Raw genomic sequence first — 14,488 nt, 5'->3', positions numbered from 1 at the left:
ACGTGATAGTGCCATTGGATGGCCGCCGGCCTTCCCGAAAGTTGAGCGGCGTCCGCCGTGCTCAAGCCGTCCGATACCAGCTCGCGGCATTCCACGATTCTGTGCGGGTGTTGGGGTTCGGTACCACGCCTCGAATCGCGCTCTTGCACCCATGGACGGACGTGCTCTGGTACAGCGGCATGAAGGGCAGGTCGCGACGGACCAGTTCCTGGACCTTGTGGTAGATCGCACGCCGCTCATCGGGATCGAAGGAGCGGGCGCCCTTATCGAGAAGGGCATCGACTTCCGGATTGGCGTACTGAGCGGTGTTCGAGCCACGACCGCCTTTCGCAGCAATTGCCCGCGAATGAAATCGATTCGTCACGTCCGGATCGGCGCCGATCAGATAGGTGATGCCCGCGAACATCGTATCGAACTGCGACTTGACCCAGAAATCGCCGAAGATCACCGCTGAGGGCAAGTTCGATATCGTCATCTCGATGCCGATCTCGGCCAGTGACTGCTTGAGGAATTGCTGAACCTGCTCGCGCAGATGGTCGCCTGATGTCGCCGAATTCGCGAAGGACAGACGCACCCCATCCTTGGCGCGGATACCGTCGCGCCCCGGCAGCCAGCCCGCCTTATCCAGGATCTCTCGCGCCTGCTTCGGGCTGAACTCCTGAACCGGCAGGTTCGGATTATGATAGAACGATTGCCGCGGCATGAAGGTTTCCGTGGCGTTCGGCACGCCATAATAGAGCCCTTCGAGGATCGCTTTCCTGTCGATGGCGGCATAGATCGCCTGGCGGACTGCAAGCTCTTTGAACTGCGGCCGCTCGAGGTTGAAATAGATCGTCTCGACCGAGGACCTCGGCACCAGCGTCACCACACGGTCCGGCAGCTTGCGGGCCTCCTGGTAATTGTCAGGCGTGATGTAAGCCTGACCGACGAGGTCGATGTCGCCACTCTTGAATTGAGTGTAGAGGACCGTGAGGTCAGGGATGTACTTGAAGACCAGTTGATTGATGTAGGGACCTTCGCCGAAATAGTCGGGATTGGCGACAAGCTCCAGATGGTCGCCTGCTACGCGTTTGCCCCATTTGAAAGCACCGGTGCCGACCGGAGCTTGATTGAAGGCGGCTGTGTTCGGGTCCGCCTCCTTCTCCAGGATATGCTTGGGGACGATGAAGGTTTCGGTCAGGAACGACAGGTAGGGCGCGAAGGCCTCTTCCATGCGCCAAGTGATCTCCTGTGGCGATACCACCGTGATGTCGCGGACGAGGGAATGACCCGCGGTACGCCAACTGCGGAATTTTGGGTTGGTGATGAGCTCGAGGGTGAATTTGACATCCTCGGCCGTGAAGGGAGCGCCGTCGTGCCAGCGAACGTTGTCGCGCAGGCGGACTCGCCATTTAAGGCCGTCCTCCGAGATACCGCCGTTCTTCTGGCTCGGGACCTCCGCGGCGAGATTCGGCTGGATGACGCCCTTGGGATCGACGCGGAACAGGGCATCGAAGACGGAGAAATGAACGCCATCGTCGACCTCGATCTTCACCATCAGGGGATTGAAGATCGTGGGCTCCTGGGAAAGCCCGACGATGATGCGGCCAGTCGGCTTTTCCGGACGAGTCTGGCCGTAAGCCGTCTTGCCGAGCAGGTTGGGCGCGAGCAGGCTGGCTGCCCCGCCCATGGCCATTACGCGCAGCGCGTCGCGTCGTGAGTAGCTCGAATTTCCAGAGCGTTTTGTCATCGTATCTCCCTCCAGATGGCGCTGTCCGCCGTGGCTCTCATGAATTTGCCGCTAAGGCCCGTGCGCCGCCCTGCTGCTCCCCGGGAATCGCTGCGACCAGTTCGCGCGTGTAGGCCGACTGCGGGCGCAGAAAAATCTGCGACGGCGGCCCGCTCTCGACGACCCGGCCCTTGTGCATGACCGCGATCTCATCACAGATTTGGCTGGCGACACGCAGGTCATGGGTGATGAAGATCATCGAGACGCCGGTCTCGCGCTGGATCTGGTCCAGCAGCTTGAGGATCTGCGCCTGGATCGACACGTCGAGCGCGGAGACCGCCTCGTCGGCAATCAGGAGCTTCGGCTTGAACATCAGCGCGCGGGCGATGCCTATGCGCTGACGTTGCCCGCCGGAGAACTCGTGCGGGTAGCGGCCGAAAGCTCCGGCATCGAGACCGACACGCGACAGCAGCGACCGTGCCTGGTCGCACGCCTTCGCGTAAGGCATTCCATGCGCGGCCGGACCTACGGTCAGGATCTGTCCAACCGTCGAGCGCGGATTGAGCGAGGCGAAGGGATCCTGGAAGATCATCTGGATTTGCGGCCGTAGCGGACGGAATTCGGCCTCCGAGAGCTTGGCGACGTCGCGACCTTCGAACAGGATCCGGCCGTCGTCGCTGTCGAGCAGCTTGATCAACAGCCGGCCCAGCGAGGACTTGCCCGAGCCGCTTTCGCCGACGACCCCCAACGTGCGTCCGGGCGCCAGATCGAACGATACTTGGTTCACCGCCGGCACGATCCGCTGTTTTCCGAACAGCGCGCTGCCACTGCGGTAGGTCTTCACCAGCCCCTCGACCTTGAGGATCGGCTCGTTGGCCGGAGCTTCCACAAGAGCACGGTCTTCGCCCGTCAAGTGCGGGACTGCTGCGATGAGGCGCCTTGTGTAGGGATGACTGGGCGACTGCAGCACCTGGGCAGCGCTGCCCTGTTCGACGATGTGACCCTTCTCCATGACCACGACATTGTCGGCGATCTCCGTGACGACGCCGAAGTCATGGGTGATGAACATGACGCTCATCCCCTTGCGGCGCTGAATGTCGCGGATCAGCTTGAGGATTTGCGCCTGGGTCGTGACGTCGAGAGCCGTCGTCGGCTCGTCCGCGATCAGGATGGCGGGCTCGAGGGCCAGCGCCATGGCGATCATCACCCGCTGCCGCTGCCCGCCCGAAAGCCGGAAGGGATATTGGTGATACATGAGCTGCGGATCAGGCAGACCCACTTCAATCAACAAGTCTATGGCCCGGCTGCGACGCGAGGCCGGCGTGCCGACGTCGTGGGCTGCCATCACCTCCTCGATCTGCGCGCCCACGGTCATCAGCGGGTTGAGCGCCGAGAGAGGATCTTGAAAGATCATCGAGACGACGCGGCCGCGCAGGCTACGGAGCTTGTCGGGCGAGAGGCCCACGATGTTCATTCCGTCCAGGTGAATCGCACCCGAAGGGATCCGGATCGCCTTCGGGAGAAGGCCCATGATCGCATTGGCGGTGACCGACTTGCCCGATCCGGATTCCCCGATGATACAGAGAATCTGTCCGCGCTTCAGATCGAAGGAGATGTTCTCGACGGCGTTGGCCCGCTCCATTCCTTCCGGCAAACTTGCGGTCAGCTCGCGCACCGACAGCGCGACATCGGCGGGACTTGCCACCTGGATGCCAGAGACCATGCGAGCACCCTCCTCTTTCAAGCCAGTGCCGTCATCTTGGTGCGGCCGGCGCCTTCGGCTCCTTGCGCCTCCACGCTCCCTCGACAGGTCAATAATTCGCCGCTCAACTTGCCATTCCTTCATTGGAGGCTGCGACATGATTCAGGTCTCTTCGCGCAAGAAGCAAGAGCTGTTGCTCGGAGCGCAGTGCCGACCTGATCGGCCAACTCGATCGAAGCGAACCTCAGACGGCATCCACGTCATGGCTTGATCGCTTCCGCGAAGGCCTGTTCATGGACACGGCTCATGAAAGTTGCCTCTATGGACTTGGCCGATCGATCAGTTGGTTCTGTCGATCTTGACGATTTCAATCACCGCGGAGTCGCCGAAAGCCGGCATCCGGGCAGCACGAACTTCTGAAAACGAAGTCCGATTTGGCATTTCAATCTGCGCCGCCGGGCCTGTCGTGACCCCTGCCACGAAGGCGCGCGACGGATCGCAGGAACACGTGCATCAGTCTCGCCGCCTGCAAGCTGCGACGCAAGCAAGGTGTTTTCGCAATATTAGCCTGCGTCAAAGGCAGTAAACCGCAGGATATTCGGTCTCACGACGAAAGTCCGCGGGGGCTGCCGCAATTCCTCGGTTACGCTACGGCGACCACCGGAGATCCCTGTCGGATGAGCGCGCCGCTCCTGCATATCGAATCCAGTCCGTCCCTTCCTCGTGAAGCGGACGTCGTCGTCATCGGCGGCGGCGTCGTAGGCGTGTTCACAAGCTACTATCTCGCGCGTCGCGGCCTCAAGGTTGCCTTGCTCGAGAAGGGCCGCGTCGCCGCCGAGCAGTCCAGCCGCAACTGGGGATGGTGCCGCCAACAGAACCGCGACGCACGCGAGCTGCCGCTTGCGACCAAGAGCCTCGATCTCTGGGAACGAGTTGCCCAGGAAACGGGTGAAGACACGGGCTTTCGCCGCTGCGGCCTGTTGTATTTGTCGAACGACGAGAATGAGCTGGCGGGCTGGGCCAAGTGGGGGGACTTCGCCAGGACCGTTGGCGTCACGACGCATATGTTGAGCTCGGAAGAGGCGAGCGGTCGGGGTAAGGCGACGGGTCGTAAGTGGAAGGGCGGCGTCTTCTCACCGACAGACGGGACGGCGGACACTTCAAAAGCCGTCCCCATCGCCGCGCGTGCGATCATGGCGGCAGGCGGTACCGTGCACCAGCTCTGCGCCGCGCGCGGCATCGAGCTCAGCGCCGGTCGGGTCAGCGGGGTGGTGACCGAGGCCGGCACGATCCGGACGAAAACGGTGGTGATGGCGGGAGGCGCGTGGGCTTCTTCGTTCTGCAACCAGCTTGGAATTCGTTTCCCTCAGGCATCGGTGCGCCAATCCATTCTCGCCGTGGCTCCTGGTGCAGCCGGCCTGCCTGATGCTCTGCACACTGCGCAGCTGTCGCTCACACGGCGCGGCAACGGCGGATACACGCTCGCCATCAGCGGGCGCGCGCGAGTCGATCCGACGCCGCAGCAGGTCAGGTTCGGCCGCGAATTCCTCCCCATGTTCGCCCGCCGCTGGCGAAGCCTCAGCCCCGGGGCCTTCGAGGGCATGCGGCAGGGCCATGAGACGCTGGCTAAATGGGGACTGGATGAGGTGACCCCGATGGAGCTGAATCGAACGCTCAATCCCCGCCCCGACATGAGGCAGATTCGGCTGACGCATCGACGCGCGTGCGAGCTGGTTCCTGAGCTGCGGCACCTCGCCATCTCAAGCGTCTGGGCCGGCTACATCGACAGCACACCGGACGGCATTCCGGCAATCGGCGAAGTTGAATCCATTCCAGGCTTCATCCTCGCGGCGGGGTTCAGTGGCCACGGCTTCGGGATTGGGCCCGGCACCGGGCACATGATCGCCGACATCATCACCGGTCGGGCACCGATCGTCGACCCGCGTCCCTACAGGCCGGAACGGCTGAGAATGAGCGCCTGGGGCAAGGTCAGCGAGTTCTGAATTGCAGTTTCCGCCTCGTTGGGAAAAGCTGCTGGTTGATGCTATGAAGATGCATATGACGCTGAAGGCTCAAAGCCCCGACGCCGTTGTCGGCCCCATCTGATGGCATTGCTATGAAGCTCGATAAGATTGACATCAGGATTTTATGCGAACTGCAGAAGAACGGGCGCATTTCCAACGTCGAGCTCGCAGAGCTGATAAATCTTTCGCCGAGCCCGTGCCTGATGCGCGTCAAGAGGCTCCAGACGGAGGGCTTCATCACCGGCTATTCCGCCCAGATCGATGTTGCCAAGCTCGGACAAACTCTGACGGTCTTCGCTGAAATCACCTTGAAAAATCACCGGCAGATTGATTTCGCGCGCTTTCTCACGACGATTGAAAAGATCGATTCCGTCGTCGAGTGCCATCTCGTTTCGGGCGGATACGACTATCTCGTCAAGTTCATCACGGCGGGGATCAGCGAATACCAGGCGGTCATGGAACGCCTGGTCGAGATGGATATCGGTATCGACAAGTATTTCAGCTTCGTCGTGCTGAAGTCCCCGATCGTGAAATCCCATCTTCCGCTCGAAAGCATCTTCAATGGCTAACAACTAAGACAACGGCGCCGGCAGCGCGGTGATCATCCCTTCATCGCCGCACGGACGTCCTTGTCTTCGAGCGTATGGTCGAGCGTAGTCTTTGTCCGCTCAATAATGCCATCGATGTCGTCATCGGTGCAGCACAGCGGCGGCGCATAGCCCAGCACGCCTTGCGCAAAAGCGCGGATCACGAGACCATTGTCCCATGCGCGGTCGAAGATGCGGCGCGCCGCGTCGGCTTCCGCCGGCAGAGGCGTCTTGAGCTCCTTGTCAGTCACAAGCTCGATTGCAGCCAGCATGCCGCGACCGCGGACATCGCCGACGAGCGGATGATCGGCAAGCGCGCGAAGACCTTCCATCAGGCGGTGCCCGGCCTTCCGGCCGTTTTCCAACAGGCCGTTTTCATAGAGATCAAGGCACGCGAGCCCAACGGCTGCGCTGACGGGATGCGCGGAATAGGTGTAGCCGTGGCCGACGGCCGCCTTGCCGGCGCCGTCGGCAATCGTGTTGTAGACGCCGTCGGACATGAGAACGGCCCCCATCGGCACGTAGCCCGAGGTCAGCCCCTTTGCCGTGGTCATGAGATCCGGCACGACATCATCTTCCTCGCAGGCAAAGAGCGGACCGACACGGCCAAAGCCGGTGATGACCTCATCGGCCACGAACAGAATATCGTGCTCCTTGCAGACCGCATGCATGGCCTTGAGCCAGGACGGCGGCGGAACGAGGACGCCTCCTGACCCCTGTATCGGCTCGACATAGAAGGCGGCGACGCGTTCGGCGCCGAGTTCGGCGATCTTCGCCCGCAAGGCCGCGACCGACGCCGCAATGATAGCCTGGGGATGCGAACCGACAGGGTTGCGATAGGCGTAGTGGGACGGAATTTTGTGCTGCCAGTTGTATGGCACTCCAAAGCCCGTATGAAAGGCCGGCAGCGCAGTCAGGCCAGACCCTGCCGTCGATGATCCGTGGTAGCCAGACTCCACGGAAATGAACTGGTCCTTCTGCGGCCTCCCTTTGGCATGATAGTAGTACCTGATGAACCGGATTGTACTGTCGACGGCATCGGAGCCACCCAGCGTGAAGTAGACATGGTTCAGATCGCCAGGCGCCAACTCAGCCAACCTGGCCGCCAGCCGGATCGCCGGGTCCGAGCCCAAACCGAAATAGCCTGTCGCATAAGGCAGCTCCTGCAGCTGTCGCGTAGCCGCTTCAACGATGCTGTCCTGTCCGTAACCGGCATTGACACACCATAGACCCGCAAAGCCGTCCAGCAATTGGCGTCCCGAGACATCGGTCAGCGTCGCGCCCTTGCCTGACTTCAGCACGCGGACGCCCGTCGCCTCGTGGCTGCGATAAGAAGAGACCGGGTGAATCAGATGCGCGCGATCGAGCTCAATTAGCGAGTTGCTCAACATATTGTCCTCCAGATCGGCCGCGATGTTTGTGCGAACAGCCCGTTGTGTCCGGGCTCAACATAAGTTGCCGAAGACAGCACTTGCTCCCAGGCATGACACGGACGGAGGGCGTTTTGACTTTGATTGGGCACCACTGCGGCATGTTATGCCGGCATGGTGCGGCGACGGCATCGAGGCTAAACGGGGAGAGCCGTCGTCGCGCAACTCTCTGCCACGGCTCCGATGCGATACGACACAATCTGCTCCCGACCACCGCGACATCGGCGCTTTATCTCGCCGGTTGCTCGCTAGGCTGTGTGTCGTACCGGCTAGCGGTGCGAGATCGCAAGGATTGGAGCTATGGCGACATTCAGACCGAAATACATCACCTTCGACTGCTACGGGACGCTGACAAATTTCGACATGGCCGGCGCCGCGACCCGTGTCTACGGCTCGGAGCTTTCTGCCGCGGCGATGGCAAAGCTCATCAAGGACTTTTCAGCCTATCGCCTGGACGAGGTTCTCGGCGCCTGGAAACCGTACTTCGAGGTCGTGCACAACGCGCTGGAGCGCGCCTGCAAGCGCAATGGCGTCGTCTTTAAGCCGGAGCATGCCCAGCGCATCAATGAAGAGATCCACACGTGGGGTCCACACGCCGACGTGCCGGCTGGTCTGGCCAAGGTTGCCAAGCAGATTCCGCTGGTCATCTTGTCGAACTCCATGAAGAACCTCATCATGTCCAACGTGGAGAAGCTCGGCGCTCCCTTCCACACGGTCATCACGGCCGAGGAGACTGGCGCCTACAAGCCGCACATGAAAGGCTTCGAATACATGTTCGACAAGCTGGGCTGCGGCCCGGAAGATATCACTCACGTCTCCTCCTCGTTCCGCTACGATCTGATGACCGCCTACGATCTGGGCATCAAGAGCAAGGTATGGGTGAACCGCGGTCACGAGCCGGCGAATCCCTTCTATGAATACACCGAGGTCTCGAGCATCGGTGGCTTGGCTGCCGCAGTCGGCCTGGAGCCTCTTCGCAAGAGCGCCTGAGCGCTGTCTTTTCGGGATCCCTCACGACGCTTCAGTTCTTGTAAAACTTCAATAGAGATCTGCGCTGGTCAAGGAAAAGGGGGCGGTTCAGCCGCCCCCTTTCTTATTTCAGATCCGATGGACGCTCAGTCCAGGCCGCCGACATGGAGCGCCTTGCTCTCGAGATATTCTTCTATCCCGAGCTGAGATCCCTCGCGTCCCAATCCAGACTGTTTGACACCGCCGAAAGGCGCGACCTCCGTCGAGATCAGGCCGGTATTCAGGCCGACCATGCCGAACTCAAGCGCTTCGGCAACACGCCAGGAACGCTTCAGGTTTTCAGTGTAGAAATACGCCGCAAGGCCGTACGGCGTGCCATTGGCGATCGCAATCGCCTCCTCCTCCGTCTCGAAGCGGAAAAGCGGTGCGACCGGCCCGAACGTCTCTTCGGACGCCAGGAGCATCTCAGTCGTCGCGCCGCCGAGCACGAGTGGCCGGGCATATTGCCGACCTTCCGGCACCGCCTCACTCTCCGAGATGATCTTTGCGCCCTTGTCCAGGGCATCCGTGACGTGCCGCTTGATCTTGTCGATCGCCGCGCCGTTGATCATCGGACCGATTGTGACCCCCTCTTCGGTACCTGCGCCGACCTTCATTTTCGCGACCTTCCCGGCGAGCTTCTGTGCAAAGGTATCGTAGACGCCTGATTGCACGAGAATGCGATTGCAGCAGACGCATGTCTGTCCGCCGTTGCGGAACTTCGACGCAATCGCGCCCTCGACGGCCCGGTCGATATCGGCATCGTCGAAGACGATGAACGGCGCATTGCCGCCGAGCTCGAGGCTGAGCCGCTTGATGTTGTCGGCGGCGCCTTTCATCAGCAGCCCGCCGACGCGGGTCGATCCCGTGAACGAGATCTTGCGGACGGTCTCATTGGCCATCAGCTCCTTGCCAATGTCCGCGGGCATGCCCGTCACGACGTTGATCACGCCAGGTGGAATTCCTGCCCGCTCCGCCAGCACACCGATCGCGAGGGCCGAAAACGGCGTGAATTCAGAGGGCTTGATGACGACGGTGCAGCCCGCAGCCAGCGCGGGCGCCACTTTGCGTGTAATCATCGCGTTGGGGAAGTTCCAGGGCGTAATGATCCCGCAGACGCCGACCGGTTCTTTCAGAACCAGAATGCGGCGATCGACCGTGGGTGACGGGATCGTCGATCCGTTGATCCGGCGCGCCTCTTCCGCAAACCATTTGACGAATGATGCCCCATAGCGGATTTCGCCGAGCGATTCCGCCAGTGGCTTGCCCTGCTCGAGCGTGAGCAGAAGAGCCAAATCCTGCTCATGGTGTCGCATGAGCTCATACCAGCGCTCCAGCAGGGCGGCACGCTCTGCATGGGCCTTGGTCTTCCAATGCTTGAATGCAGCGGCCGCAGCGTTGATGGCAGCCCTCGTCTCCTCGCACCCCATATCCGGGATGGTGCCAAGAACTTGCTGGCTGGCAGGATCGATGACATCCACCGTCGCCTTCGCACTCGCGTCGCGCCAGTGGCCGCCGATCAGTCCCTGCTGGCGAAACAGATCCTTGTCTTTCAATGCAACCATGTATTTGTTCCCTTACCCTTGGGGTCAAACCGCCATCACTGCTGGATATGCGATTGGCGAGACAAAGCCGTCTCAACCGAGCGATACAGCACCGCGCCGCGCGCCGCATTTTTCATCGAGAAGGAAGCGTCTGATGGCGTCGAATCCGGTCAGACGGTATCTCGAAAGTCGATTGTTCTGGCCGTCGTTCAGTGAAGCCGCCGTCAGGCACCGTGCTCAGTCATAATGGCAGACATAAATCTTTCGCACGGTCTCGATCGTGCGCCAGACCCCGACAAAGCCCGGCTTCATCACAAAGCTGTCGCCGGCGCGGAAAGTCTTCGTCTCGCCACCCTTTTCCTCGATTTCGATAAGACCCGAGATGATGTGGCAGAACTCGAAGGTGGTGCCCTTGATCGAATGGGTCTCGCCGGGGGTTGCCTCCCAGACGCCCGTCAGCACTTTCTCACCCTTCGAGGCGTCCTGCGCCCAGGTCTTGAAGGACGGATTGCCCGAAATGAGCCGTTCGGGATCCGGCACGGCCTTCTTCGGTGCGAAGTCCGGATTGGTGTCGATGGCGATCAGAAGTGACATGGCATCTTTCCTGTTAGTAGCCGAGCGTTCGATCGACGAGGCCGATCGGATTTCGTCCGGCGCGGTGGCGCCGGATGTTCTGTATGACGGATTGCGCGGCCGTATGCGGCTGCGTCACGGACGCGATATGCGGCGTGATGATTACCTTCGGATGCGACCAGAGCGCATGGGCTTCCGGCAGCGGCTCGGGATCGGTCACGTCGAGCATCGCTGCGGCGAGGCGCCCGCTGTCGAGTGCTTCGATGAGTGCGCCCTGGTCAAGCTGCGGACCGCGGCCGACATGAAGCAGCCTTGCTCCAGCCGGCAGGAGAGAGAACAGTTGTGCGTTCAAGATGCCGCTTGTTTGCTCCGTCAGGGGCAGGAGACAGACGAGAATGTCCGTTCCTTTCAGGAAGCTGCCAAGCTGACCATCGCCGTGGAAGCACGCGACGCCCTCGATCTTCTTGTTGCTGCGGCTCCACGCGGCAAGCGGAAATCCAAACGGCTTGAGGCGATCAATCGCAGCTTGCGCCAACATGCCGAGGCCCAGAAAGCCGACGCGCCGATCGGCAGCCTGGGTCGTTGCAAGAGCCTGCCATAGGCCTCTTCCCTGCTGCTCCCGATAGGCAAGCATCTCGCGATGGAGTGTCAGCACCCCAAGCACGACATACTCCTGCATCATGCATATGATGCCATCCTCGACCATGCGCACGAGCTTGACGTGGCCAGGTATGGTCTCTGGCTTGAACTGGTCGACCCCGGCGCCGATGGAAAAGAGCATTTCCAGATTTCGAAAGCGTGAGACGTCGTCTGGCGCGTTCCAGGTTATTAGGTACTGTATCTTTTCCGGCTCGAAGCATTCGCTGGAATGATAGAACCCGAGATCAGGGAGCTCGCGCGCAAAGGCCTGCCGGAAAATAGCCGCCCGAGCAGCATCGGAATTGAAAAGGAACGCCATCGACGTGGTCCTCTCAGGTCCTCGCCCGGGATGCGGCGCGTTGAGACCGGCATGGCCGGCCACCGAGGGCTGGAAAGGCGGCGAGCCCTCCAGCGAAGCCTTCAACGTTCACTGGGGCTCACCCTGCGTGCTGTTGCCGGATATCGATAGGCGGCAACCAGTAGCTTTCCCTGCTGAATCGAGTTGCACTGGCGGCGAAACATTCCGAATACCGCCTGCCAAACAGGCGAAACCTGCTGGCGTTCCGCGCTATGCTGCTGCAAAAGAGGGCTTGTGCGGCACGCAGCAGAAGGCCGGCGGGCATAGGCCGCAGGCTTTGAGCCCCGCAAAGGAATGGATGAGCTAAATGGGACGAACGGTACGCGTGAAGTCCTTTGAACTGATGGCCAAGGACATCAACGACGTTGATGTGAAGCTGCTCCACGCGCTTTCGATCGGTGTCGGCTGGCCGCATCGCCCCAAGGACTGGGATTTCCTGCGCCGCGCCGGCCACGGCATCGTCGCCGTTGATGGCATAGACCGCGTTTTCGGCAGCGCGATGTGGTTCCCTTATAGCCAGGAATTCGCGACGATCGGCCTGGTGATCACATCGCCTCGAACCCAGGCACAAGGTACTGGCCGCTGGCTCATGGAACAGGTTTTCGAGCGGTGCGGCGACCGAAATTTGGCCCTCAACTCAACCCATGCCGCCTATCACCTGTATCTGTCGCTGGGGTTCACGAAGGAAGCCACCGCATATATGTGGCAGGGAGAACTCGTCTCACCACCTCCGCCGGTGCCGGCTCTCGACGGTGAATTGACTTCACTGTCCACGGCGAGCATCGGAGAGATCGCGGCACTGGATGAGCGCGCCTTCGGAACTAACCGGCAGAAGCTGCTCGCATTGCTTTCCGATGGCGCGTCAATCTCCGTCTTGCGCCGCGGCGGAGAGGCCGTCGGTTTTTCGATGAAGCGCGAATTCGGGCGCGGTCATGTGATCGGCCCGATCGTCGCCAGCAACGATTGTGACGCGATCCATCTCACCGCCGTGCATCTGAGGGATCTCGCGGGACAATTCGTCCGCGTCGATACGCGGGAGCAGACGGGTCTGTTTGCCGACTTCCTTCAACAGAGCCGCCTCGCGATCACCGAGACCGTCACGACGATGTCTAAGGGCCGGCCATTCCTGAACCGCAAGGAAAATGAGCCATGGGTGTACGGGCTGGCCGGTCACGCTTTGAGCTGAGGCTATGAAGCGAGCTCGGTAAGAACGGGTGCCAACGGTGCCGATCGCGACCCTACAGAGATGGGCCGTGGCCAGGGCGACCAGCAGATGGACGAGTCGCTCGCGAAACGGACCCAAGCGCACGAAATCGTCGGTTGGCGTACAAAACCGCGCAAATGGCGGAGAGAGTGGGAGTCAAACCCACGATCTTCGATCATTACGCGTCGAACAGCTGAGATTGCAAGTAAGCACCCGCCGGCCTGCTGCCCTCGGAAATCCAGATTTTGCAAATGCGCCACAAGCCTGCTCACGTTGGCTGTGGTGAGATTTTTCTTGATCTCGCGGTGCACACATCGGGCCCACGCGGCCCTCTAACCAATTGAAAAACTTAAACTCTCGCTCCAATCCATCATCGGAGCGACCGAGCTGCTGCCCACTGATGCCGGTTGGCAGCAGAAATCGCGCCGGGCAATGGCAGCAACTCAAGAACCCGAACTCTTAGTGATGACTCGGGTGAGCCCATCGCATCGCCAAGTTCCGGTTGATCGCTGCTCAAAAGCCCGTTTGAAAAATCAGCTGCTCAAACGGTTTTTCTCGCCAAGTCATTGATTTGTTTGGTGGGCGCACCAGGGCTCGAACCTGGGACCCGCTGATTAAGAGTCAGCCTTGGGTTGAGAACAATCAATGACTTGCTGGTCGCACGACCGGGCTTATCCGACTGAAAGTGGGCGTTCGTCGCACGATCAAAGTGCTGCATTTCACCGGCTACCATCCGCGCGGTCGGAGCATCCGCGGGGTAAACCCTGGCATCTGGTTGGCGCCGTATCTCTTGCAAGCTACCGTTAGAGCGGCTCACGCGACGGATTGGACCCTTTTCCGTTCCGATTGATCGGATCCTCGGGTACCCTCATTCCGCCGCGTCGGCGGAACTGGCGGAGTTGATAGATTGGCTGCATGGAGAGCGGAGATGGGCCGGCTCGATAAGCAGATGGATCCGTTCCACCCTGCCGCGCATCTGACGACGGCGGATCGCGTCCCCGACAATCCTGGGCTTGAGCAAGTCGACACGTCGTCGTCCGTTGAACCGGCCCGAGAGAAGGCCGCCTCGTCGCCCGCGCATTTTGGGTCGGGCCGGGCGGGGACCGGCGTAACGGGCTCTACCAATTGGATCGACCGAGCACGTCGCATCTGGCGACGCCATCTCCAGCGCGATCAACTCCCCCGAACGACCGGGGGATCGACGGGAAACTTCGAGCGCTGGTTGATCGCACTGCTGAGCGTCGGCTTCGTCGTGAGTTGCGTTTGCGCCATCATTGTCTTCATGCAGGTCAACGCGCGCAAATTGGAGATCGCGACACTGCAACGTGATATCATCGCACTCAAGCTGCGCGTAGCCAGGCTCGATCAGATCGCAAGCACGAATGAGATGCGCGAAAAGGCAAGCAGTGGAATACCCAAACCGCCGTCGGAGATCCAAGCCGACCAGGCTCCGCTCATCCTGTCACGTGAAGAGATTCAGCTTGTCCGAGACTATATCAAGCCTGCACCAGTTGCTGGCCCCGCGACTGAGACGACAAAGGTCGGCGATCCCGTCGTGGGAGAAACCGTTCCCTTTTCCTCTCCGATCACGGACAAGGTGCGGAAGCTGCTCGGCGCGAGATTTACCGTTCGCAATGGCGTTGTTGTCATCGTCCGCAGCGGCAGCCGTCACGCTGATGCTGTGATTGGGCCCAATTGACGGGAACTGGCC

At 60.9% G+C, this 14,488-nt stretch carries 11 protein-coding genes; 5 read left to right on the top strand and 6 right to left on the bottom strand.

What is annotated here, in order from left to right; translation table 11 throughout:
• Positions 1–61: 61 nt before the first annotated feature.
• On the bottom strand, positions 62–1,729 hold the full coding sequence (locus ACM43_RS26110) for a peptide ABC transporter substrate-binding protein (protein WP_271543952.1): 1,668 nt from the start codon (positions 1,727–1,729) through the stop codon (positions 62–64).
• A gap of 37 nt (positions 1,730–1,766) precedes the next feature.
• The gene (locus tag ACM43_RS26105; RefSeq protein WP_271543950.1) at positions 1,767–3,431 is read right to left on the bottom strand and encodes an ABC transporter ATP-binding protein; all 1,665 of its coding nucleotides are present in this window, start codon (positions 3,429–3,431) and stop codon (positions 1,767–1,769) included.
• Positions 3,432–4,087: 656 nt separating this feature from the next.
• Here ACM43_RS26105 and ACM43_RS26100 point away from each other — a divergent pair.
• On the top strand, positions 4,088–5,413 hold the full coding sequence (locus ACM43_RS26100) for an NAD(P)/FAD-dependent oxidoreductase (RefSeq protein WP_271543948.1): 1,326 nt from the start codon (positions 4,088–4,090) through the stop codon (positions 5,411–5,413).
• A 113-nt stretch (positions 5,414–5,526) separates the two neighbouring features.
• On the top strand, positions 5,527–6,003 hold the full coding sequence (locus tag ACM43_RS26095; protein WP_027544593.1) for an Lrp/AsnC family transcriptional regulator: 477 nt from the start codon (positions 5,527–5,529) through the stop codon (positions 6,001–6,003).
• Between the two features lie 32 nt (positions 6,004–6,035).
• Here the strand turns inward: ACM43_RS26095 and ACM43_RS26090 are convergent, their stop codons facing one another.
• Positions 6,036–7,412 carry an aspartate aminotransferase family protein gene (locus ACM43_RS26090; RefSeq protein ID WP_271543946.1) on the bottom strand — a complete coding sequence of 459 codons (1,377 nt, stop codon included), beginning with the start codon at positions 7,410–7,412 and terminating at the stop codon, positions 6,036–6,038.
• Positions 7,413–7,751: 339 nt separating this feature from the next.
• Between ACM43_RS26090 and ACM43_RS26085 the strand changes: the two genes are divergently transcribed.
• Positions 7,752–8,441: a haloacid dehalogenase type II gene (locus tag ACM43_RS26085; protein WP_157284088.1), complete on the top strand. Its 690-nt coding sequence runs from the start codon at positions 7,752–7,754 to the stop codon at positions 8,439–8,441.
• Positions 8,442–8,566: 125 nt separating this feature from the next.
• Here ACM43_RS26085 and ACM43_RS26080 read toward each other — a convergent pair whose 3' ends face one another.
• From ACM43_RS26080 to ACM43_RS26070, 3 genes are all read right to left on the bottom strand, one after another.
• The gene (locus ACM43_RS26080; protein ID WP_271543943.1) at positions 8,567–10,024 is read right to left on the bottom strand and encodes an NAD-dependent succinate-semialdehyde dehydrogenase; all 1,458 of its coding nucleotides are present in this window, start codon (positions 10,022–10,024) and stop codon (positions 8,567–8,569) included.
• A 216-nt stretch (positions 10,025–10,240) separates the two neighbouring features.
• Positions 10,241–10,597, bottom strand: coding sequence for a cupin domain-containing protein (locus ACM43_RS26075; RefSeq protein ID WP_271543941.1), 357 nt, complete (start codon positions 10,595–10,597; stop codon positions 10,241–10,243).
• 13 nt (positions 10,598–10,610) lie between these two features.
• Positions 10,611–11,534, bottom strand: coding sequence for a 2-hydroxyacid dehydrogenase (locus tag ACM43_RS26070; protein WP_271544290.1), 924 nt, complete (start codon positions 11,532–11,534; stop codon positions 10,611–10,613).
• A 346-nt stretch (positions 11,535–11,880) separates the two neighbouring features.
• On the opposite strand from ACM43_RS26070, the gene ACM43_RS26065 reads away from it, so the two are divergent.
• The gene (locus ACM43_RS26065; RefSeq protein ID WP_271543939.1) at positions 11,881–12,759 is read left to right on the top strand and encodes a GNAT family N-acetyltransferase; all 879 of its coding nucleotides are present in this window, start codon (positions 11,881–11,883) and stop codon (positions 12,757–12,759) included.
• A 946-nt stretch (positions 12,760–13,705) separates the two neighbouring features.
• On the top strand, positions 13,706–14,476 hold the full coding sequence (locus ACM43_RS26060) for a hypothetical protein (protein ID WP_271543937.1): 771 nt from the start codon (positions 13,706–13,708) through the stop codon (positions 14,474–14,476).
• Positions 14,477–14,488: the final 12 nt, after the last annotated feature.

The organism is Bradyrhizobium sp. CCBAU 45321, assembly GCF_028128975.1.
Lineage (GTDB): Bacteria > Pseudomonadota > Alphaproteobacteria > Rhizobiales > Xanthobacteraceae > Bradyrhizobium > Bradyrhizobium yuanmingense.
Note: the sequence above shows the minus strand (reverse complement) of the source record. Positions and strands in the feature narration are given on the sequence as shown.

Coding starts and splice junctions, on each gene's coding strand:
- ACM43_RS26110 (WP_271543952.1), bottom strand. CDS start 1,729: ATGACAAAACGCTCTGGAAATTCGAGCTACTCACGACGCGACGCGCTG.
- ACM43_RS26105 (WP_271543950.1), bottom strand. CDS start 3,431: ATGGTCTCTGGCATCCAGGTGGCAAGTCCCGCCGATGTCGCGCTGTCG.
- ACM43_RS26100 (WP_271543948.1), top strand. CDS start 4,088: ATGAGCGCGCCGCTCCTGCATATCGAATCCAGTCCGTCCCTTCCTCGT.
- ACM43_RS26095 (WP_027544593.1), top strand. CDS start 5,527: ATGAAGCTCGATAAGATTGACATCAGGATTTTATGCGAACTGCAGAAG.
- ACM43_RS26090 (WP_271543946.1), bottom strand. CDS start 7,412: ATGTTGAGCAACTCGCTAATTGAGCTCGATCGCGCGCATCTGATTCAC.
- ACM43_RS26085 (WP_157284088.1), top strand. CDS start 7,752: ATGGCGACATTCAGACCGAAATACATCACCTTCGACTGCTACGGGACG.
- ACM43_RS26080 (WP_271543943.1), bottom strand. CDS start 10,024: ATGGTTGCATTGAAAGACAAGGATCTGTTTCGCCAGCAGGGACTGATC.
- ACM43_RS26075 (WP_271543941.1), bottom strand. CDS start 10,597: ATGTCACTTCTGATCGCCATCGACACCAATCCGGACTTCGCACCGAAG.
- ACM43_RS26070 (WP_271544290.1), bottom strand. CDS start 11,534: ATGGCGTTCCTTTTCAATTCCGATGCTGCTCGGGCGGCTATTTTCCGG.
- ACM43_RS26065 (WP_271543939.1), top strand. CDS start 11,881: ATGGGACGAACGGTACGCGTGAAGTCCTTTGAACTGATGGCCAAGGAC.
- ACM43_RS26060 (WP_271543937.1), top strand. CDS start 13,706: ATGGGCCGGCTCGATAAGCAGATGGATCCGTTCCACCCTGCCGCGCAT.